This window comes from Kocuria palustris (genome assembly GCF_016907795.1).
In the GTDB taxonomy this organism is placed as follows: Bacteria; Actinomycetota; Actinomycetes; order Actinomycetales; family Micrococcaceae; genus Kocuria; species Kocuria palustris.
In genome coordinates this window covers 1,051,947-1,072,940 of the sequence record NZ_JAFBCR010000001.1, presented here as the reverse complement: position 1 = coordinate 1,072,940, position 20,994 = coordinate 1,051,947, and the positions used below count along the sequence as shown (strand labels likewise).

The 20,994-nt window shown below is 69.6% G+C and carries 16 protein-coding genes, 1 tRNA gene and 1 pseudogene; 15 read left to right on the top strand and 3 right to left on the bottom strand.

Going from position 1 to position 20,994, the window contains the following annotated elements:
• The first annotated feature begins 170 nt into the window (after positions 1 to 170).
• From JOE55_RS04695 to ygfZ, 3 genes are all read left to right on the top strand, one after another.
• Positions 171 to 824 carry a hypothetical protein gene (locus tag JOE55_RS04695; protein WP_239546426.1) on the top strand — a complete coding sequence of 218 codons (654 nt, stop codon included), beginning with the start codon at positions 171 to 173 and terminating at the stop codon, positions 822 to 824.
• 118 nt (positions 825 to 942) lie between these two features.
• Positions 943 to 1,539, top strand: coding sequence for a heme-binding beta-barrel domain-containing protein (locus tag JOE55_RS04690; RefSeq protein WP_053447831.1), 597 nt, complete (start codon positions 943 to 945; stop codon positions 1,537 to 1,539).
• Positions 1,536 to 2,762 carry a CAF17-like 4Fe-4S cluster assembly/insertion protein YgfZ gene (gene ygfZ, locus JOE55_RS04685; protein ID WP_239546424.1) on the top strand — a complete coding sequence of 409 codons (1,227 nt, stop codon included), beginning with the start codon at positions 1,536 to 1,538 and terminating at the stop codon, positions 2,760 to 2,762. The genes JOE55_RS04690 and ygfZ overlap by 4 nt, the downstream gene beginning before the upstream one ends.
• A gap of 183 nt (positions 2,763 to 2,945) precedes the next feature.
• Here the strand turns inward: ygfZ and JOE55_RS04680 are convergent, their stop codons facing one another.
• On the bottom strand, positions 2,946 to 3,977 hold the full coding sequence (locus JOE55_RS04680) for a 6-phosphofructokinase (RefSeq protein WP_061710850.1): 1,032 nt from the start codon (positions 3,975 to 3,977) through the stop codon (positions 2,946 to 2,948).
• A 278-nt stretch (positions 3,978 to 4,255) separates the two neighbouring features.
• Between JOE55_RS04680 and ppk2 the strand changes: the two genes are divergently transcribed.
• The gene (gene ppk2, locus JOE55_RS04675) at positions 4,256 to 5,161 is read left to right on the top strand and encodes a polyphosphate kinase 2 (RefSeq protein ID WP_006213540.1); all 906 of its coding nucleotides are present in this window, start codon (positions 4,256 to 4,258) and stop codon (positions 5,159 to 5,161) included.
• A gap of 94 nt (positions 5,162 to 5,255) precedes the next feature.
• Here ppk2 and JOE55_RS04670 read toward each other — a convergent pair whose 3' ends face one another.
• Positions 5,256 to 5,639, bottom strand: a complete 384-nt coding sequence (locus tag JOE55_RS04670) for a hypothetical protein (protein WP_204782160.1) — start codon at positions 5,637 to 5,639, stop codon at positions 5,256 to 5,258.
• Positions 5,636 to 6,838: a pyridoxal phosphate-dependent aminotransferase gene (locus JOE55_RS04665; protein WP_235586802.1), complete on the bottom strand. Its 1,203-nt coding sequence runs from the start codon at positions 6,836 to 6,838 to the stop codon at positions 5,636 to 5,638. Before JOE55_RS04665 ends, JOE55_RS04670 begins: the two co-directional genes overlap by 4 nt.
• A gap of 278 nt (positions 6,839 to 7,116) precedes the next feature.
• Here JOE55_RS04665 and JOE55_RS04660 point away from each other — a divergent pair.
• The 11 genes and pseudogenes from JOE55_RS04660 to JOE55_RS13555 form a co-directional block, all read left to right on the top strand.
• Positions 7,117 to 7,189, top strand: a tRNA-Trp gene (locus JOE55_RS04660).
• Between the two features lie 127 nt (positions 7,190 to 7,316).
• On the top strand, positions 7,317 to 7,580 hold the full coding sequence (gene secE, locus JOE55_RS04655; RefSeq protein ID WP_006213537.1) for a preprotein translocase subunit SecE: 264 nt from the start codon (positions 7,317 to 7,319) through the stop codon (positions 7,578 to 7,580).
• 101 nt (positions 7,581 to 7,681) lie between these two features.
• A complete protein-coding gene (nusG, locus tag JOE55_RS04650; RefSeq protein ID WP_204782159.1) occupies positions 7,682 to 8,533 on the top strand; it encodes a transcription termination/antitermination protein NusG in 852 nt (283 codons plus the stop codon).
• A gap of 253 nt (positions 8,534 to 8,786) precedes the next feature.
• Positions 8,787 to 9,218 (top strand): 50S ribosomal protein L11, encoded by a 432-nt coding sequence (rplK, locus tag JOE55_RS04645; protein WP_006213535.1) that lies wholly within the window; start codon positions 8,787 to 8,789, stop codon positions 9,216 to 9,218.
• A 96-nt stretch (positions 9,219 to 9,314) separates the two neighbouring features.
• Positions 9,315 to 10,022: a 50S ribosomal protein L1 gene (gene rplA / locus JOE55_RS04640; protein ID WP_006213534.1), complete on the top strand. Its 708-nt coding sequence runs from the start codon at positions 9,315 to 9,317 to the stop codon at positions 10,020 to 10,022.
• Positions 10,023 to 10,216: 194 nt separating this feature from the next.
• Positions 10,217 to 11,368 (top strand): GNAT family N-acetyltransferase, encoded by a 1,152-nt coding sequence (locus tag JOE55_RS04635; RefSeq protein ID WP_338125425.1) that lies wholly within the window; start codon positions 10,217 to 10,219, stop codon positions 11,366 to 11,368.
• 283 nt (positions 11,369 to 11,651) lie between these two features.
• Positions 11,652 to 12,194: a 50S ribosomal protein L10 gene (rplJ, locus tag JOE55_RS04630; RefSeq protein ID WP_204782157.1), complete on the top strand. Its 543-nt coding sequence runs from the start codon at positions 11,652 to 11,654 to the stop codon at positions 12,192 to 12,194.
• An 87-nt stretch (positions 12,195 to 12,281) separates the two neighbouring features.
• Entirely contained in the window at positions 12,282 to 12,668 is a 387-nt protein-coding gene (rplL, locus tag JOE55_RS04625) for a 50S ribosomal protein L7/L12 (protein ID WP_204782156.1), read from the top strand.
• A 403-nt stretch (positions 12,669 to 13,071) separates the two neighbouring features.
• Positions 13,072 to 16,578 (top strand): DNA-directed RNA polymerase subunit beta, encoded by a 3,507-nt coding sequence (gene rpoB, locus JOE55_RS04620; protein WP_204782155.1) that lies wholly within the window; start codon positions 13,072 to 13,074, stop codon positions 16,576 to 16,578.
• 63 nt (positions 16,579 to 16,641) lie between these two features.
• Positions 16,642 to 20,523: a DNA-directed RNA polymerase subunit beta' gene (locus JOE55_RS04615; RefSeq protein ID WP_024289922.1), complete on the top strand. Its 3,882-nt coding sequence runs from the start codon at positions 16,642 to 16,644 to the stop codon at positions 20,521 to 20,523.
• Between the two features lie 279 nt (positions 20,524 to 20,802).
• Positions 20,803 to 20,952: pseudogene (locus JOE55_RS13555) on the top strand (neutral/alkaline non-lysosomal ceramidase N-terminal domain-containing protein); the annotation flags it as partial.
• Between the last annotated feature and the right edge of the window lie 42 nt (positions 20,953 to 20,994).

Sequence of the window (20,994 nt, the reverse complement as noted above, 5' to 3'; positions counted from 1 at the left end):
CTCCACTTCCCTCGTCGTGCAATGCCTTCCGGGGCGGACGCCGCGACAGTGTGGTCGATGGCGCCGCCGGCGCCCGATCAGCTTACGCGGGGCGAATCGTGGGCCGTCCCGGCGGCTCCACGCGGCGTCACGGTCGGCCTGGCGGCTCCGGGCAACTATCGTGGTCTTCCATGACAGCGCTCAGGACAGAGGCGAGAACCGCGCCCCGACCGGGCATGAAGGTGGCCACGACCGGCGTGTGCGCGACCCTCGTGCTGGGTCTCGCGCTGGCCGCGGCCGTGGCGGGAGGCATCGCGCCCTACCTGCTGGCCGCCGCCATGAGCCTGGTGCTCGGCCTGGGATGGGCCTCGGCCGTGGGCATCCGCGCCCGGTACCGGCACAGCATCATCATCCTGCTCAGCGGCGCCCTGGCCGCCGCGGTCTCTGCTCTGCCGGCAGGCGATCGCCTGACCTGGATCCCGGCCATCGTGGCGGTCGCACTGATCGCGATCTTCGTGGCCGAGCTCGTGCGCGGCGAGGGCGCCGAGCACCGCCTGGAGTCTACGATCTCCTCGACTGCCGGGGTGCTCGCCGCCGTCTCGTCCTCGGGCTGGATCGCCCTGTCGCGGCACCTGCACGATCTGGGCGACACCCCCGTCGCCATGGTCGTGGTCCCCGGGGTGCTCACGGGAGTGATCATCGGCGTGGTGGGCCTGCGCCTGCTGCTCTCGGCGCCAGAGCGCGGACCCAAGCGCGGCCTGCTGGCGCTGAGCGTCCTGCCGGTCGCTCTGCTGGGCCCGACCGCACTCTTCGCGGCCCGCATCGTGGCGCTCATGGTATTTTGAGCCCATGCTCCTTGCTATCGAGATCTTCTACCTGGTCCTGCTCGCCCTCGCGGTCGTGACGATCGGCCTCATCAGCGTGGTCGTCGTCAAGAACCTCTACAAGGGGCAGATGTAAGCCGTGCCTGTCGAGATCCCCACCGATCTCCCTGCTGAGCTCGTCCCCTTCGCCTGGCTGCTGGGCGAGTGGCAGGGCGACGGCTTCGTCGGCTACGGCGAGTCCGAGCAGCGCCCCTTCCGCCAGCACGTCCAGTTCGCGCACAGCGGCCTGCCCTTCCTGGAGTACCGCGCCGAGTCCCACCTGGTGGACCAGGACGGCAAGCCGGAGCGCCTGATCACGGTCGAGCACGGCTTCTGGCAGCTGGCGCGCCCGCAGCGCAGCGGCGACTCCGGACCCGGCCTGATGCCCGGGGCTCCGGAGCCGGAGATCACCACCGCCGATCAGGTCGAGGCCCTGCGCCTGCCCGGAGGCGGATTCCCCCTCGTGGCCACGTTCAGCCGCCCCGGCGGCGTGAGCGAGCTCTACGTCGGAGAGATCGACGGTCCCCGCATCCAGATGGGCACGGACGCCGTCGTCCGCGCCGAGGGAGCCAAGGAGCACACCGCCTCGACCCGCATGTTCGGCCTGGTCAACGGAGACCTCTTCTGGGCCTGGGACATGGCGGCCGAAGGCCGATCGCTGAGCACGCACGCCTCGGCTGAGCTGAAGAGGATATGACTGACACTTCGCATGACCCCGCCTCCATCGCCACATCCGAGCCCCAGGCCCAGGTGCGGCGATCCGCGCTTCTGGACGTCGTCGACGGAGCCGTCGAGGCCTCCGGCCAGGATGCCGGGACGGCCGCCCACTACGGCGACCCGGTCAGGGAGCAGCGGGCGCTGGCCCGCGGCAGCGCGATCGTGGACCTGTCGCACAAGGGCGTCGTCTGCGTCAGCGGACCCGATCGACTGTCCTGGCTGAGCACCCTGAGCTCCCAGATCCTCACCGGGCTGGGGCCGGGGCAGTCCTCGGAGACGCTGTTCCTGTCCGTGCAGGGACGCGTGGAGTTCGCACCCCATGTGATCGAGGACGGGCGCACCGCCTGGCTGATCACGGAGCCGCAGGAGACCGAGCCGCTGCGCCAGTGGCTCGAGTCCATGCGCTTCGCTCTGCGGGTCGAGATCGAGGACCGCAGTCAGGAGGTGGCCGTGCTCGGCGCCGCGGAGGTGCCTGAGCACCTGCGCCTGCTGGCGGCCGAGCCGGCCGAGGGGCGCTGCGAGCTGGTCTGGACGGATCCGTGGCCCGGGGTCGCCGAGGGCGGATGGGCCTACGGCGAGCAGCAGGATCATCCGGGCGAGCAGCGGCGCTGGCACGAGGTCCTCGTGCCGCGCGAGCGCCTCGTGCAGGCCGTGACCGGCCCCCAGGCCGACGGGCTGAGCCTGGCCGGCTCGTGGGCGGGGGAGGCCCTGCGCATCGAGGCGTGGCGGCCCCGCCTGGGCCCGGACACCGATGACCGCACCGTGCCGCACGAGCTCGACTGGCTGCGCACGGCGGTCCATCTGGCCAAGGGCTGCTACAAGGGCCAGGAGACGGTCGCGCGGGTCCACAACCTGGGCCATCCTCCGCGGCGCCTGGTCTTCCTGGACCTCGACGGCTCCGAGCACACGCTGCCCTCGGCCGGGGCAGAGGTGATCGCCGGGCAGCGCACGGTCGGCAGGGTGACCTCCGCGCAGCTGCACCACGAGGCCGGGCCGATCGCCCTGGCGGTCATCAAGCGCTCGGTGGACCCCCAGGCGGAGCTGCGGGTGCGCGAGCCGCTGCGAGACCCGGATGCCGGCGGCGGGAACGCGGACGAGCAGGCTCCCGAGCAGTGGGCCGCCGCCCAGATCGTCGTGGTGCCGCCGGATGCCGGTCAGGTGGTCCAGCGCGAATCCGGCTTCCTGCGGAAGCCTCGGAGCTGACGCACGGCCCCAGGGGCATCCGGCCCAGCAGGACTCCGGGGCTGGGGGGGCAAAACGGCGCTCGACGGGCGAAGCGGTGCTTGACGGGCGAGACGATGCTCGGAGGATGGGACCGGGGGCCCGCGATCCACGGATCGCGGGCCCCCGGTGCGTTCCTGGGCCGAGGCGGCCCAGGTGCGCCTCTCAGCGCCCGAAGAGGACCTTGGCCTCGTCCCAGCGGTCCTGGGGCACCGTCTTGAGCCCCGTGAGAGCCTCGTCGAAGCTCACCGGGACCATGTCCGTGCCGCGCAGGGCCACCATGTAGCCCCACTTCTTCTGCTGGATCAGATCGACCACGCTCATGCCGAAGCGCGTGGCCAGCACGCGGTCGTAGCCCGTGGGGGCGCCGCCGCGCTGGATGTGGCCCAGGATGGTGTTGCGGGTCTCGATGCCCGTGCGCTCCTCGATCTGCTGAGTGATGTACTCGCCGATCCCGCCCAGGCGAGGACGGCCGTCGGCCTCGGTGCCGTGCACGGCGGTGACGTCGTCGAAGCCCTCGGGGATGAAGCCCTCGGCCACCACGACCAGCGGAGAGCGTCCGCGCTCGTGGACCTCGGTGACCCAGCGGCAGACCTCGTCCATGCTCGTGCGCTGCTCGGGGATCAGCACCGCGTGCGCACCGGCGGCCATGCCGGAGTGCAGGGCGATCCAGCCGACATGACGGCCCATGACCTCGGCGACCATGCAGCGGTGATGCGACTCGCCGGTGGTGCGCAGGCGGTCCATGGAATCGGTCGCGATGGAGACCGCGGTGTCGAAGCCGAACGTGTAGTCGGTGCCCATCAGGTCGTTGTCGATGGTCTTGGGCACGCCGACGACGGGAAGCCCGTCCAGCGCCAGCCGACGGGCGCCGGCCAGGGTGCCCTCGCCGCCGATGGCCACGACGGCGTCGATCCCGTGCCTCTCGAGCATGATCGAGATGTTCTCCGGACCGCCCTGGGGATGGTCGTACGGGTTGGTGCGCGAGGTGCCCAGGATCGTGCCGCCCTGGCGCGCCAGGCCGCGCACCTTGGTGCGGGGAAGATCGATGATGTCTCCCTCGACCAGGCCGCGCCATCCGTCGCGGAAGCCGACGAACTCGTGGTCGTAGCTCTTGATGCCGTGCAGCACCGCCGCGCGGATGACGGCGTTGAGCCCGGGGCAGTCGCCGCCGCTGGTCAGCAGACCGATCTTCATGGGTGTCGCTCCTCCTGCTCGGGGACTGGCCACGCCCGCAGGCGAGGGGTCGCGGAAGCGGATCCGCCTGCAGCCGATGGATTCTGCTCCCAGTCTAGGTGCGGGGCTGGGCGTGGGTGTCGGCCCGCGGCAATTCGCGGCAGTTCAGGAGCCGTTCACCTGCACCCGACTAGAATGGACGGTCAGTCAGCCACAGGCCCCGGCGGCTGGCAGCGCCTCGGGGCCGCCGCACCGATCGCAGCCCTTCGGGGCCGCGGTCCCAGCCCTTGGGAGCCGCAATGGCAGAAGCGCCGCAGGAGAACCTCCGCGAGTTCATCGACAAGCTCGTCGAGCAGGGCTACACCGTCACCGACGGCCATACCGCCGACCCCGATCTGATCGATCCGGGCGGATCCGCCGTGGAGACCTGGCGCGAAGGCGGGTACCCGTACGACGAGCGGATGTCGCGCGAGGACTACGAGCTCGAGAAGTACCGCCTGCAGATCGAGCTGCTGAAGTTCCAGTACTGGGGCCAGGACAACGACCTCAAGCACATCATCCTGTTCGAGGGCCGCGACGCCGCCGGCAAGGGCGGCACGATCAAGCGCTTCACCGAGCACCTGAACCCCCGTGCCGCGCGCACCGTCGCTCTGAGCACCCCCACCGAGCGGGAGAAGGGGCAGTGGTACTTCCAGCGCTACATCGAGCACTTCCCCACGAACGGCGAGATCGTGATGTTCGACAGATCCTGGTACAACCGGGGCAATGTCGAGCGGGTCATGGGCTACTGCACCGATGAGGAGTACGAGGTCTTCATGAAGCAGGCCCCGGTCTTCGAGAAGATGCTCGTGGACGCCGGGATCCACCTGACCAAGTTCTGGTTCTCGGTCACCCAGCACGAGCAGCGCACCCGGTTCGCGATCCGCCAGATCGATCCCGTCCGGCGCTGGAAGCTCTCGCCGAACGATCTCGCCTCGCTCGATCGCTGGGACGACTACACGCTGGCCAAGGAGGAGACGTTCCGCCGCACGGACACGGATCACGCTCCCTGGATCACGATCAAGTCGAATGACAAGAAGCGAGCGCGCCTCAACGCCATGCGCTACTTCCTGAACCAGTTCGACTACGAGGACAAGGACGAGTCGGTCGTCTACCCGCCTGATCCGCAGATCGTGCGCCGCGGCCGCGACGCCGTCGACGACTGATCCGCCCGGCACGGCTCCGGACGAGGATCAGGGCCCGCAGACCGAGCACCCGGAAGGTGCCTGGTCTGCGGGCCCTGTCGTGCGTGCCTGCGGCTCAGTCCTCGAGACCTCGGTCAACGACCGCCCAGCTGGCAGCGGCCGAGACCGCGGTGACCGTGAGCACGGAGGGCCAGGCGCCCAGCTTCCTGGCCAGCGGATGGGAGAGCCCGAAGCCCAGGAGGTAGACCGCGCTGAGCGCACTGGTCTGAGCGGGCCCGCCGCGGTGCCACCAGGTGTGGGCCGCAGCCGCCCCTGCGCCGAGCAGCGCCGCCCCGCCGAGCCAGCGCACCCCGGTCGCCCGGGCGATCCCGTAGCCGCCGATCAGCCCGACCGTGGTCCAGGCCGCGGTCGGGATCTGCTCGAAGACCCCGACGGCCCGCGCTGCGGCCTCACCGGCGCGCTGGGCACCGGTGGGCTCGGACGCGACCTGCGCGCTCATCGGGCACCGCCCAGGAAGTCCTGCAGCCGGGTCAGGCCCTCGCGCAGGTCGTCGTCGCCCAGGGCGTAGGAGAGCCGGAAGTAGCCCGACGGGCCGAAGGCCTCGCCCGGAACGACCGCCACCTGCGCCTTCTCGAGGATCAGCCCGGCCAGCTCGGCCGAGGTCTGCGGGGTGCTGCCGTCGAAGTCGCGGCCCAGCAGCGCGCTGACGTCCGGATAGACGTAGAACGCGCCCTGGGGCTCGGGGACGGTGACGCCGTCGATCGCCGAGAGCATCTCCACGGCCAGCCGCCGACGGCGGTCGAATGCCTCGCCCATGGCGGTGACATCGTCCTGCGGCCCGGTCAGCGCGGCGACCGCCGCGCGCTGGGCGATGTTGTTGACGTTCGAGGTCAGGTGCGACTGCAGCGTGCTCACGGCCTTCACGACGTCCGCGGGGCCGATCAGCCAGCCCACGCGCCAGCCGGTCATGGCGTAGGTCTTGGCCACGCCGTTGAGCACGATGACGTTCTCGCCGAGCTCCGGGCAGGCCCCGGCGATCGAGGTGAACGGGGTGCCGTCGTAGGTGAGCTGCTGGTAGATCTCATCGGCGATCACGAAGATCCCCTTCTCGGCGGCCCAGGCGCCCAGCGCCCTGGTCTCCTCCGGGGAGAACACCGCGCCGGTCGGGTTCGACGGCGAGCAGTGCAGGATCGCCTTGGTGCGATCGGTGAGCTTCTCCTCGAGCATCTCGGGGGTCACCTTGTAGCCGTGCTCGGCACCGGCGAAGACCTCGACGGGCACGCCGCCGGCCAGGCGGATGGCCTCCGGGTACGTGGTCCAGTACGGGGCGGGCAGCAGGACCTCGTCGCCCTCGTCCAGCACCGCGGCGAAGGCCTCGTAGACGGCCTGCTTGCCGCCGTTGGTCACCACGACCTGCGAGGGGTCCACCTGCCAGCCGCTGCGCTCGGCGGTCGTGTCCGCGATCGCGCGGCGCAGATCGGGCAGGCCGGGGCCGGGGGAGTAGCGGAAGTTCGACGGGTCCTGCAGGGCCTCGGCAGCGGCCTCGACGATGTGCGCGGGGGTCGGGAAGTCGGGCTCGCCGGCGCCGAAGCCGATGATCGGATGCCCCTCGGCCTTGAGGGCCTTGGCCTGGGCGTCGACTGCCAGTGTGGCCGACGGGGCGATCGCCGCGATGCGGCGGGAGATGCGTTCGGACATGACCTGCGGTTCCTCCATCTGGGTGAGCCTGGGAGCGCCGTCCGCCGCTCGTCGCGGCCGCGGCACCCTCCCATGCTACTGGGGCGCTGCCTCTGCACCGGGGGCGATCCCCGGGCGATGAGGCGCCGTCGGGCCTTGCCGAGCGGCATTGTCTGGACTAAAATGGCCCGCTGGTGTCCAACCGAGCCCGCCGCTCGCACGGGCGCCCCGCACGGGGCGCACCGCGGCAGTGGTAGGCTCGAGGACCGGCGTGCGGGGCATCCGCCCCGCAGGCCTGAAGGGCAGTGGCGCAATTGGTAGCGCAGCGGTCTCCAAAACCGCAGGTTGCAGGTTCGAGTCCTGTCTGCCCTGCGCAGCCCGCGTCCTCCTCCCGTGAGCAGCATGGCGTCGCCGAGCGCTCGCGGGAGGGCGGATGCGAACAGCGCAGACCATCACCCGATGGTGCGGACCAAGCGCGAGGCCCTCTTGAGGAGAACCGATGTCGCAGAGCACAGCCGCTGATCAGCCGGGCGGTGAGCCGGAGCAGAAGTCGAACGGGATGTTCGGCGGACTCCTCCTGTTCCTGCGCCAGGTCATCGCCGAGCTGCGCAAGGTCCACACCCCCACGCGTCGCGAGCTCGTGCAGTACACGCTCGTCGTCCTCGTCTTCGTGGCCTTCATGATGGGCCTGATCTCGCTGCTGGACTTCGGCTTCGGCCAGCTGGCCATGCTGGTCTTCGGCGACGGCGCGATCGCCTCCTGAACGACGCACGCCCGCCGGGAGCAGACACCGGCGCAGAGCACGACCGCTTCGCGAGCACGGCCTCGCGGCCACCCCAGAGCAGAGGAAAGCAGGGACTCCCAGTGACCCAGCACGAAGCTGAGAACGACGTCGACCTGGCGCCGGAGGACACGACTCCCGCGCAGGACGCCGCCGAGCAGGCTGAGACGGCTGCGCCGGCGAGCGTCTCGGCAGAGGCCGTCGAGGCCCCCGTCGAGCAGGAGTCCGTGCAGGACGCCGACCTGGCGATCGCCGAGGGCGCCGAGTCGGAGGAGCCCGCCCAGGCCCCCGTGGAGGAGGCGCCCGCCGAGGATCCCCGCAAGGAGTTCGCGGCCAAGCTGCGTCGGCAGGAGGGCGACTGGTTCGTCATCCACACCTACGCCGGCTACGAGAACCGCGTGAAGACCAACCTGGAGACCCGCATCCAGTCCTTGAACATGGAGGAGGACATCTTCCAGATCGAGGTCCCCATGGAGGAAGTCGTGGAGATCAAGAACGCGCAGCGCAAGACCGTGCGCCGCGTCCGGATCCCCGGCTACGTCCTGGTGCGCATGAACCTCACCGACGCCTCCTGGGGCGCCGTGCGCCACACCCCGGGTGTGACCGGGTTCGTCGGGCAGGACGCCTACAACCCCAACCCGCTGCGCATCGACGAGGTCGTCGACATGCTCAACCCGGTGTTCGAGGCCCCCGCCGCGGCAGAGGGCCAGGCCCCGTCCTCGGGCGGCTCCGCCGGTGCGGCCGCCTCGGCTCCGGCCGTGACCGTCGACTTCGAGGTCGGCGAGTCCGTGATCGTCAAGGAGGGCGCGTTCGCGACCCTCCCGGCGACCATCTCCGAGATCAAGGTGGAGTCCCAGCAGCTGGTCGTCCTCGTGTCGATCTTCGAGCGCGAGACGCCGGTCACCATCTCGTTCGACCAGGTCTCCAAGATCTGATCCCCGACCGGTCCGCCGGGGCCCGCTCGCGCGCGGATCTGGCAGACTGGTCGATCGTCGTCCTGACGCCGGCTGCTCCTCCGGGGGCCCGACTCGGATGCCGACTGCAGGCCCAGGGCCTGCCCCACATGCTTCGGCACCGCCGCGGGACGCGCTTTCGCGCGGCGGGCGCCGTCCGGCCGCCGCGCCACGGCGGCCACACCGCCGTCGTACGCTCCTGTGCGGCGGTACATCACGTCAGGAGGACCACACCATGGCTCCCAAGAAGAAGAAGGTCTCGGGTCTGATCAAGCTGCAGATCCAGGCCGGCGCCGCCAACCCGGCACCGCCCGTCGGCCCCGCGCTCGGTGCGCAGGGCGTCAACATCATGGAGTTCTGCAAGGCCTACAACGCGGCCACGGAATCCCAGCGCGGCAACATCATCCCGGTCGAGATCACGGTCTACGAGGATCGCTCGTTCACCTTCGTCACCAAGACCCCGCCTGCCGCGCAGCTGATCAAGAAGGCAGCCGGCATCCAGAAGGGCTCCGGCGTCCCGCACACGGACAAGGTCGGCTCGATCACCTGGGACCAGGCGCGCGAGATCGCCCAGACCAAGGCCGCGGACATGAACGCCAACGACGTCGAGGCCGGCGCAAAGGCGATCGCGGGCACCGCACGCTCGATGGGCATCGACGTCGTCTGATCCGGCTTCCAGCCGCAGCACGACACAGCACACGTAATCCCGTGGCAGGGCCGAGCGCGGTCCGCATGACCACGACTGCACAAGGAGAACAAGCAGATGGCAAAGCGCAGCAAGGCGTACCGGGCCGCCGCCGAGAAGATCGACGGCGACCGTCTCTACACCCCGGCCGAGGCGATCGCACTCGTCAAGGAGCTCGACGGCTCCAAGGCCGATTCGACCGTCGAGGTCGCCATGCGGCTCGGCGTGGATCCCCGCAAGGCCGACCAGATGGTGCGCGGCACCGTCAACCTGCCGAACGGCACGGGCAAGACCGCTCGCGTGGTCGTCTTCGCCCAGGGCGACAAGGCCGCGGCCGCTGAGGCCGCAGGCGCCGACTTCGTGGGCGCCGACGACCTGATCGCCAAGGTCCAGGGCGGCTGGGTCGACTTCGACGCCGCCGTGGCCACGCCGGACATGATGGGCAAGGTCGGCCGCCTGGGCAAGGTCCTGGGCCCCCGCAACCTGATGCCGAACCCCAAGACCGGCACCGTCACCATGGATGTCGCCAAGGCCGTCGGCGACATCAAGGGCGGCAAGATCGACTTCCGCGTCGACAAGCACTCGAACCTGCACTTCATCGTGGGCAAGACCTCGTTCGACCAGAAGGCGCTGGCGGAGAACTTCGCCGCCGCTCTGGAGGAGGTCCTGCGCCTCAAGCCGGCCTCGTCCAAGGGCCGCTACGTCTCCAAGATGACCGTCGCCTCCACCTGGGGCCCCGGCATCCCGGTGGATCCGAACGCCACCTCCGTCGAGTCCGAGGCCTGAGCCCCGCACGATCATCTGCCGATGAGCAGATGACCGCTCTTTTCCCCGGTGATTGACCGCCGCGGGAGGGATGCATGATCCTGAGGGGTCCAGTCGACAGCGACTGGGCCCCTCTTCCGTTGACGAGCGAAGCCCTCCGTGCGGCCCCTGCCGCACGTGCGCAGCCGGGCGCGTTCACCGTCGAAAGGCCCGATGTGCTCCCGAGCGAAGCCGTCCAGATCCGCCAGATCCGCACGCCGGAGGTCTTCGACGAGGCCGCCGAGCGCACCCTGGGCGAGGTGGCCGGTCTGGTGCGCCGCTCGCGAGAGGCGATCTGGGGCACCGGGCAGCTGTCGAACGAGGCCGAGGACATCTTCCACGACCTCCATGATCCGTGGGAGCGCGTGGTCCTGCTGGGCGCCTTCCTGGAGGACCGGCTCGTGGGGCGCGCCGAGATCCGGCTGCCGCTCGTCGTGCACACCCGCTCCGCCGTGGTGCTCGTGACGGTCGATCCGGAGTGCGAGGACAGGGGAGTGGGCCTGGAGCTGCTGGCGGCCGCGGAGCAGCTCTCCGGTGCGGAGGCTCGGCGCCGCGTCACGCTCCAGTCGGAGCACCCCGGGCCCGGGGACCTGCAGGGCGATGGCCGCATCGGATCCCCCACCGGGACCATGGCCCAGGTCAGCCCCGAGGACTGGATCACCGCCTCGGACGGCTCGGGGCGGCTGCCGCTGTCCAATCGTCAGACACGCTTCGCCCAGCGCGCGGGGTACACCCTGCGCACCGTCTCGGACGTGAGCCGGCTGTCCGTCCCCCTGGATCCGGAGGAGATGCGCAGGCTCGGCCAGGATGTGCTGGCCAGCGAGGGCGCGGAGGACTACCGGACCCACGTGTGGAAGGACGAGGCGCCGGAGCAGTGGCTCGAGTCGCTCGCCCGCCTGCATTCGCGGATCCCGTCGGACGCCTTCGCCGCCCCGGAGGTGTGGGACCCGGAGCCGTGGGACGCCGAGCGGGTCCGGCGCACCGAGGCGCTGCGCAGCTCCGGCGGCGATCGGTCCCTGATGGCCGTCATGGAGCACATCCCCTCCGGCGAGCTCGTGGGGATGACCGAGGTCGTCGTGCCCCGTCCCCATCGCGGGGCCGGGCTGCAGGACGAGACCGTCGTGCTGCGGGAGCATCGCGGTCGGCGGCTGGGACTGCGGCTCAAGCTCGAGAACCTCCGTCAGATCGCGCGGGAGACCCCGGGCGTCGAGTCGATCTACGTGTGGACGCACAGCGGCAACACCCGCATGAACTGGGTGAACCGCCGACTGGGCTCCGTCGTGGTGGGCCGCTCCGCGGTCTGGGAGCGGGCGATCGGGGAGGCCTGAGGCGAGGCTGCCGCGGTGGAGTTGCCGCTGGCTGCGCGAGCGGGTACTCTCGTGGCATCCAAAGACCGCCGGTCGCGGATCCGTCGTGCCTGCTTCACCTCGAAGCGGACGGAGCGGATCGCCGTAAGAGCCCCTCGGGGCGTCCAGCGCAGGTGTCCTGAACGTGCAAGACCTCTGATCCGCCTCTGGCGGTCAGCGTCCTGATGCGCCTCGGCTCCTGCCGGGGCGCTTTTCTCGTCTGGGGCACGAACGGCAGGCGCCCGGCACACCAGGAAGGAGTGCCATGGCGAACTCTGAGAAGTACGCCGCGGTGGCCGAGCTGAAGGGACGCTTCGAGTCGTCCACTGCAGCTGTGCTGACCGAATACCGCGGGCTCTCGGTGACGCAGATCTCGCAGCTGCGCCGCTCGCTCGGCGAGAACGCCGAGTACGCCGTGGTGAAGAACACGCTGGCCGGCATCGCCGCCCGCGAGGCCGGGATCGACGCATTCGAGGGACAGCTCCAGGGCCCCACCGCGATTGCGTTCGTCTCCGGCGATGCGGTCGCCGTCGCAAAGGGCCTGCGCGACTTCGCCAAGGAGAACCCCGCGCTCGTCGTCAAGGGCGGCTACATGGACGGTGCCGCCCTCGATGAGGCCGGCATCAAGAAGCTCGCGGACCTCGAGTCCCGCGAGGTCCTGCTGGCCAAGGTCGCCGGAGCCGCACAGGCTTCGCTGTCCCAGGCCGCAGCGCTGTTCCAGGCGCCGCTGTCCAAGACGGTCCGCACGGCCGAGGCGCTGCGCGCCAAGGTCGAGGAGACCGGCTCGGACACCGTTGCCGACGCCTGAGCGTCGACTCACCACGTACCAGAACCATCCTCCGTCGCGCCGCGCCCCATGCGGCCGACGGGAACAGACACCAGAAGGAGCCACATCATGGCCAAGCTGACCACCGATGAACTGATCGAGGCCTTCAAGGAGCTCTCCCTCATCGAGCTCTCCGAGTTCGTCAAGGCTTTCGAGGAGACCTTCGACGTCACCGCTGCGGCCCCGGCCGCCGTGGCCGCCGCCCCGGCTGCCGGTGGCGACGCCGCCGCCGCCGAGGAGGAGCAGACCGAGTTCGACGTCATCCTCGAGGCTGCCGGCGACAAGAAGATCGGCGTCATCAAGGAGGTGCGCGCCCTGACCTCCCTCGGCCTGAAGGAGGCCAAGGACCTCGTCGACGGGGCTCCCAAGCCCGTCCTCGAGGGCGCTTCCAAGGAGGACGCCGAGAAGGCCAAGGAGCAGCTCGAGGGCGCCGGCGCCACCGTCACCCTCAAGTGATCCGTGCGGGCCTGAGCCCGCACCTCGCTTCAGACCGCCTCGCGGTCGGATCAGCGCCCCGCACGGCTCCGGCCGGGCGGGGCGCTCGTCGTCTCACGGGTCGCCGCTGCGCCGCCGTCGACCGAGGCCGATGGATGTTCGACAAGGGGTAGACAACGGCTCTGGACTTGACGTAATCTGTTTCTTTGCGTCGTCCCTGAGTTCTGCGTGCCTTCATATAGCGGTGGGCGCCCCTCGGACCCGAGCCGCCGGCTCTGCGACCCGCGTCGGATCGATCCTCGCACGGCACCCTGCGCCCCGTGCGAGCAGTCCCCTCGCCCGCAGCGCCGCGTTCCGGCCGTCTCCGAGTCCTCCGGACGGGAACCGCGCGATTCACCTGCAGATCTGTGGAAGGAATCTCACTTTGGTCGCCTCGAGCACCGATTCGTCCGTCACCGCATCCCAGGCAGGAGGCAGCGTGGCCCGCCGCGTCTCCTTCGCCAAGATCCACGAGCCCCTGGAGGTCCCCAACCTCCTGGCCCTCCAGACCGAGAGCTTCGATCGCCTCATCGGCAACGAGAAGTGGCAGGAGCGCCTGCGCCTGGCCCTGGAGGCCGGCGAGACCGGCGTCGCCACCACCTCTGGCCTCTCGGACATCTTCGAGGAGATCTCCCCGATCGAGGACTTCCAGGGCACCATGTCCCTGTCCTTCACGGAGCCGGAGTTCTACGACCCCAAGTACACGGTCGATGAGTGCAAGGACCGTGACGCCACCTACTCGGCCCCGCTGTACGTCAAGGCCGAGTTCATGAACAACACCACCGGCGAGATCAAGCAGCAGACGGTCTTCATGGGCGACTTCCCGCTCATGACCGACAAGGGCACGTTCGTGATCAACGGCACCGAGCGCGTCGTCGTCTCGCAGCTGGTCCGCTCGCCCGGCGCCTACTTCGAGCGCGGGCAGGACCGCACCTCGGACAAGGACATCTACTCGGCGCGCATCATCCCCTCGCGCGGCGCCTGGTTCGAGCTCGAGATCGACAAGCGCGATCAGGTCGGCGTGCGCCTGGACCGCAAGCGCAAGCAGTCCGTCACGGTGCTGCTCAAGGCTCTGGGCTGGTCCGAGTCCAAGATCCTCGAGGAGTTCGGCGAGTTCGACTCGATCCGCGCCACCCTCGAGAAGGACGCGACCGAGACCCGCGACGACGCGCTGCTGGACATCTACCGCAAGCTGCGTCCGGGCGAGCCGCCCACGGTCGAGGCCGCCCAGCAGCTGCTGGACAACATGTACTTCAACCCCAAGCGCTACGACCTCGCCAAGGTCGGCCGGTACAAGATCAACCGGAAGCTCGGTATCGACAAGCCCTTCACCGACCCGGATGCGTCCGTGCTCTCGGTCGAGGACATCGTCGCCATGATCCGCTACCTCGTCACGCTGCACGCCGGGGGAGACTCCATTGAGGGCGTGCGCGACGGCGAGACCCGCGACATCCGCATCGACGTCGATGACATCGACCACTTCGGCAACCGCCGCATCCGCGCGGTGGGCGAGCTGATCGAGAACCAGATCCGCACCGGTCTGTCCCGCATGGAGCGCGTCGTGCGCGAGCGCATGACCACCCAGGACGTCGAGGCGATCACCCCGCAGACCCTGATCAACATCCGCCCCGTGGTGGCGGCGATCAAGGAGTTCTTCGGCACCTCCCAGCTGTCGCAGTTCATGGATCAGAACAACCCGCTCGCGGGCCTGACCCACAAGCGTCGGCTGTCCGCTCTGGGCCCCGGCGGCCTGTCCCGCGACCGCGCCGGCATGGAAGTCCGCGACGTCCACCCGTCGCACTACGGCCGCATGTGCCCGATCGAGACCCCTGAGGGCTCGAACATCGGCCTGATCGGCTCGCTGGCCACCTACGCCCGCATCAACCCGTTCGGCTTCATCGAGACCCCGTACCGCAAGGTCCGCGACGGCGTCGTCACCGACGAGGTCGTCTACCTGACGGCCGATGACGAGCGCGGCGCCACGATCGCCCAGGCCAACGCCCCGCTGACGGACGACATGCGCTTCGCCGAGGACGCTGTGCTGGCCCGTGCCGCCGACGGCTCCGGCGAGGCCGTGCTGGTCGAGCCCGCGGACGTCGAGTTCATGGACGTCTCCCCGCGCCAGATGGTGTCGGTGGCGACCGCCCTGATCCCGTACCTCGAGCACGACGACGCCAACCGCGCGCTCATGGGCGCCAACATGCAGCGCCAGGCCGTGCCGCTGCTCGTGTCGGAGGCCCCGCTCGTGGGCACCGGCATGGAGCGCTACGCCGCCATGGATGCCGGCGACTCCGTGCTGGCCGTCAAGGCCGGCGTGGTCACCGAGGTGGCCGCCGATCACGTGATCGTGGCCAACGACGACGGCACCGAGAAGGAGTACACGATCGGCAAGTTCGTGCGCTCCAACCCGGGCAACACGTACAACCAGCGCGTCGTGGTCTCCGAGGGAGATCGCGTCGAGCCGCGCACCGTGCTGGCCGACGGCCCGTCGACCGATCACGGCGAGCTGGCCCTGGGCAAGAACCTGCTCGTGGCCTACATGTCCTGGGAGGGCCTCAACTACGAGGACGCCATCATCCTGTCCCAGCGCATGGTCTCGGACGACGTCCTGACCTCGATCCACATCGAGGAGCACGAGATCGATGCCCGCGACACCAAGCTCGGTGCCGAGGAGATCACGCGCGACATCCCTAACGTGTCGGAGGAGGTGCTCTCGGCTCTGGACGAGCGGGGCGTCATCCACATCGGCGCCGAGGTCCAGGCTGGCGACATCCTGGTCGGCAAGGTCACGCCCAAGGGCGAGACCGAGCTGACTCCGGAGGAGCGCCTGCTGCGCGCGATCTTCGGCGAGAAGTCCCGCGAGGTTCGCGACACCTCCCTGAAGGTGCCCCACGGCGAGTCGGGAACGGTCATCGGCGTGCGCGTCTTCGACCGCGACGAGGATTCGGACGATCTCCCGGCCGGCGTCAACCAGGTCGTGCGCGTCTACGTCGCGCAGAAGCGCAAGATCACGGATGGCGACAAGCTCGCCGGACGCCACGGCAACAAGGGCGTCATCTCCAAGATCCTGCCCCTGGAGGACATGCCGTTCCTGGCGGACGGCACCCCCGTCGACGTCATCCTGAACCCGCTGGGCGTGCCCGGGCGCATGAACCTCGGCCAGGTGCTCGAGGTCCACACCGGCTGGCTGGCCAAGCAGGGCTGGAAGGTCGAGGGCGACCCGCAGTGGCTGGATCACCTCACGAACTTCCCCAAGGAGACCGGCCCCACCAACGTGGCGACCCCGGTGTTCGACGGTGCCCGCGAGGACGAGATCTTCGACCTGCTGGATCACTCCAACGTGACCCGCGACGGAGATCGCCTGATCAACCACACGGGCAAGGCGCAGCTGTTCGACGGCCGCTCCGGCGAGCCGTTCCCGGATCCGATCTCGGTCGGCTACCAGTACATCCTGAAGCTGCACCACCTGGTGGACGACAAGATCCACGCCCGCTCGACCGGTCCGTACTCGATGATCACGCAGCAGCCCCTGGGCGGTAAGGCCCAGTTCGGCGGCCAGCGCTTCGGCGAGATGGAGGTCTGGGCGCTGGAGGCCTACGGCGCCGCCTACACGCTGCAGGAGATCCTGACCGTGAAGTCGGATGACGTGCACGGCCGCGTGAAGGTCTACGAGGCGATCGTCAAGGGCGAGAACATCCCGGAGCCGGGCGTTCCCGAGTCGTTCAAGGTCCTCATCAAGGAGATGAAGTCCCTGTGCCTGAACGTCGAGGTCCTCTCGGCCGACGGCCAGACCGTCGAGATGCGCGATGCGGATGACGAGGTCTTCCGCGCCGCTGAAGAGCTGGGCATCGACCTGTCCCACTCCGAGCCGAGCTCGGTCGAAGAGGTCTGATCACCTCCGACGTCGACCGCCCACTCTTTTTGAAGACTGCTTAGAAAGGGATCAAGGATCCTCATGTCCAACGATTCTTCGCTCAACCTCATGCGCATCGGCCTCGCCACGGCCGACCAGATCCGCTCCTGGTCGTACGGCGAGGTCAAGAAGCCCGAGACCATCAACTACCGCACGCTCAAGCCGGAGAAGGACGGGCTCTTCTGCGAGAAGATCTTCGGCCCCACCCGCGATTGGGAGTGCTCCTGCGGCAAGTACAAGCGCGTGCGCTACAAGGGCATCATCTGCGAGCGCTGCGGCGTCGAGGTGACCCGTGCCAAGGTGCGCCGCGAGCGCATGGGGCACCTGGAGCTCGCCGCTCCGGTGACCCACATCTGGTACTTCAAGGGCGTGCCCTCTCGTCTGGGCTACCTGCTGGACCTGGCGCCCAAGGACCTGGAGAAGGTCATCTACTTCGCGGCCTACATGGTCACGAAGGTCGATGAGGAGGCCCGCCACGAGGACCTCCCGAACCTCCAGGCCTCGATCGACCGCGAGAAGAAGGCCCTCGAGGACCAGCGCGATGCCGACGTCGTCGCCATCGCCGGGGACCTCGAGACCGATCTGGCCGAGGTGGAGAAGGAGGGCGGCAAGGCCGCCGAGAAGCGCAAGCTGCGCGATGCCGCCGACCGCCAGATGGCCAACGTGCGCAAGCGCGCCGACCGCGAGATCGACTCGATCGACCGCGTGTGGGAGCGCTTCAAGAACCTCAAGGTCAACGACCTCGAGGGCGACGAGGCGCTGTACCGCCAGCTGCAGGACCGCTTCGGCATGTACTTCGAGGGCTCCATGGGCGCCGAGGCGATCAAGAAGCGCCTCGAGACCTTCGACCTGGCTGCTGAGGCCGAGGCCCTGCGCGAGACCATCGCCACGGGCAAGGGCCAGCGCAAGTCGCGCGCCCTGAAGCGCCTCAAGGTCGTCAACGCGTTCCTGTCCACGGACAACTCGCCGCTGGGCATGGTCCTGGACGCCGTCCCGGTCATCCCGCCGGAGCTGCGTCCCATGGTCCAGCTCGACGGCGGCCGCTTCGCGACCTCGGATCTCAACGATCTGTACCGACGCGTGATCAACCGCAATAACCGCCTGAAGCGCCTGCTGGATCTCGGCGCCCCCGAGATCATCGTGAACAACGAGAAGCGCATGCTCCAGGAGGCTGTGGACTCCCTGTTCGACAACGGCCGTCGCGGCCGCCCCGTCACGGGCCCGGGCAACCGCGCGCTCAAGTCGCTGTCGGACATGCTCAAGGGCAAGCAGGGCCGCTTCCGCCAGAACCTGCTCGGCAAGCGCGTGGACTACTCGGGCCGCTCGGTCATCGTGGTCGGCCCGCAGCTGCGAATGCACCAGTGCGGTCTGCCCAAGCAGATGGCGCTCGAGCTGTTCAAGCCGTTCGTGATGAAGCGCCTGGTCGATCTGAACCACGCGCAGAACATCAAGTCGGCCAAGCGGATGGTCGAGCGCTTCCGCCCGCAGGTGTGGGACGTCCTGGAAGAGGTCATCACCGAGCACCCGGTGCTGCTCAACCGCGCCCCCACCCTGCACCGCCTGGGCATCCAGGCCTTCGAGCCGCAGCTCGTCGAGGGCAAGGCCATCCAGCTGCACCCGCTCGTGTGCTCGGCGTTCAACGCGGACTTCGACGGCGACCAGATGGCCGTGCACCTGCCGCTGTCGCCGGAGGCCCAGGCCGAGGCGCGCGTGCTGATGCTGTCGTCGAACAACATCCTCAAGCCGTCGGATGGCAAGCCGATCGCCCTGCCCTCGCAGGACATGATCATCGGCCTGTACCACCTGACCACCGTCCGCGAGGACGAGGTCGGGGCCGGGGAGAGCTACTCGTCGGTGGCCGAGGCCGTCATGGCCTTCGACGCCCGCAAGCTGCACCTCAACGCGCCGATCAAGGTCCGCATCGAGGACTTCGTCCCCGGTGAAGGCTGGGAGGCCCCGGAGGGCTGGACCGAGGGCGACACCGCCACGGTCGAGACCACCCTGGGCCGCGTCATCTTCAACCAGCAGCTGCCCGCCGGGCACCCGTGGTTCGAGGGCGTCGCGGACAAGAAGAGCCTCTCGCGCCTGGTCAACGACCTCGCCGAGGAGAACTCGATGGGCGTCGTGGCGCAGACCCTCGACAACTTCAAGGACGCCGGCTTCTACTGGGCCGCCTGGTCGGGCATCACGGTGGCGATCTCGGATATCGCCACGCCTCCGTCCAAGCCCCAGATCATGGAGGGCTACGAGGCGCAGGCCGCCAAGATCCAGACCCAGTACGAGACCGGTCTGATCGACGACGACGAGCGCCGCACCGAGCAGATCGACATCTGGACCAAGGCGACCGACGAGGTCGCTGCGGCCATGCGCGAGAACCTCGGCCGGTTGAACAACATCAACCGGATGGTCTCCTCGGGTGCACGAGGCAACTGGATGCAGGTCCGTCAGATCGCGGGCATCCGCGGCCTGGTGGCCAACCCCAAGGGCGAGATCATGCCCCGTCCGATCAAGTCCTCGTACCGCGAGGGCCTGACGGTGCTGGAGTACTTCATCGCGACCCACGGCGCCCGCAAGGGCCTGGCCGACACCGCGCTGCGCACGGCGAACTCGGGCTACCTGACCCGTCGTCTCGTCGACGTCTCCCAGGACGTCATCGTCCGCGAGGGCGACTGCGGCACGGATCGCGGCCTGACGCTGCCGGTCTCCGAGACCTCGGAGACGGGTCAGCGCGTGCTGGATGCCGAGGTGGAGAACACCATCCACGGCCGCGTGCTGGCCGTGGACGTGGCCGATGCGAACGGCGAGATCGTGGCCCAGGCGGGCCAGGACCTCTCGGACGGGCTCATCAAGGCGATCTTCGACGCCGGCGTGGACGAGGTCCGCGTGCGCTCGGTGCTGACCTGCGACTCCGCCGTCGGCGTGTGCGCGGCCTGCTACGGCCGCTCGCTGGCGACCAACAAGCTGGTCGACATCGGCGAGGCCGTGGGCATCATCGCGGCTCAGTCGATCGGCGAGCCCGGCACGCAGCTGACCATGCGCACGTTCCACACGGGCGGCGTCGCCTCCTCGGACGGCGACATCACGCAGGGTCTGCCGCGAATCCAGGAGCTCTTCGAGGCCCGCACGCCCAAGGGCGTCGCGCCGATCTCGGAGGTCGCCGGTCGCGCCACGATCGAGGACACGGAGAAGGGCGTGCGCGTCGTCATCACCCCGGACAACGGGGACGAGGACTTCGCGTACCCGGTGCTGCGCCGCGCCAAGCTGCTCGTGGCCGACGGCGAGTCCGTCGAGGTCGGCCAGCAGCTGGTGGCCGGTGCGGTGGACCCCAAGGAGGTCCTGCGCATCCGCGGTCGCCGTGCGGCCCAGAAGCACCTGGTGGACGAGGTCCAGGGCGTGTACCGCTCCCAGGGCGTGGGCATCCACGACAAGCACGTGGAGGTCATCGTCCGGCAGATGCTGCGTCGCAACACGGTCATCGAGTCCGGCGACACCGACCTGCTGCCGGGCGAGCTCGTGGACGACGTCCGCTACCGCGAGGCCAACCGCAAGGCGGTGACCTCGCAGCAGCGTCCGGCCGCAGGCCGTCCGGAGCTGATGGGCATCACCAAGGCCTCGCTGGCCACGGACTCGTGGCTGTCGGCCGCCTCCTTCCAGGAGACGACCCGAGTGCTGACGCAGGCCGCCATGGAGGCCAAGTCGGATCCGCTGGTGGGCCTGAAGGAGAACGTGATCATCGGCAAGCTGATCCCGGCCGGCACCGGCCTGGCTCGCTACAACGATGTGAGCGTGGAGCCCACCGAGGAGGCCAAGGCCGCCCTGTTCACGGACAGCGGCGCGTACGCGGACTTCTCGTACGCCGACGACTCGTCGCTGGGCGAGTTCCAGGCGATCCCGCTGGAGGACTACGACTTCGGCGCCAACTGATCGGTCGGCGGCACCTCGGCGCTGAGCTGAGGTGCCGCGCCGAGATCAGACCCGGACGCTCGGCGTCCCAGACCGGAAGCCCCGCTCCTGCACTGGCAGGAGCGGGGCTTCCGCCGTCTCTGCCGATCGTGACGTCGCACGGTCCACCGAGACCGCGTCGAGCCCCCGGCGCGGGCCGAAGCCGACAGCGAGGGCTTCAGCGGCCCGTCGCGCAGGCAGGTCGGGCGGGGTGCCCTCGGTGCTGCGGCGGCTCCCGGCGGCGAGGGGGACGGCCGCTTCCTGAGCGGACGCGCGGTGCGGGACATCACCGGCAGGCTCGCCGGGGTGGGCTTTCTGGGCTACGGGTCCACGAGCAAGCTGGGGCTCGGCGTCCACATGCGCCAGCACGCCCGCGCCTTCGTCATCGAGGACCCGGCCGACGGCTCGCACGTGGCGCTGGTCGCAGGCCACGGTCAGCCTGGGAGCCACCCA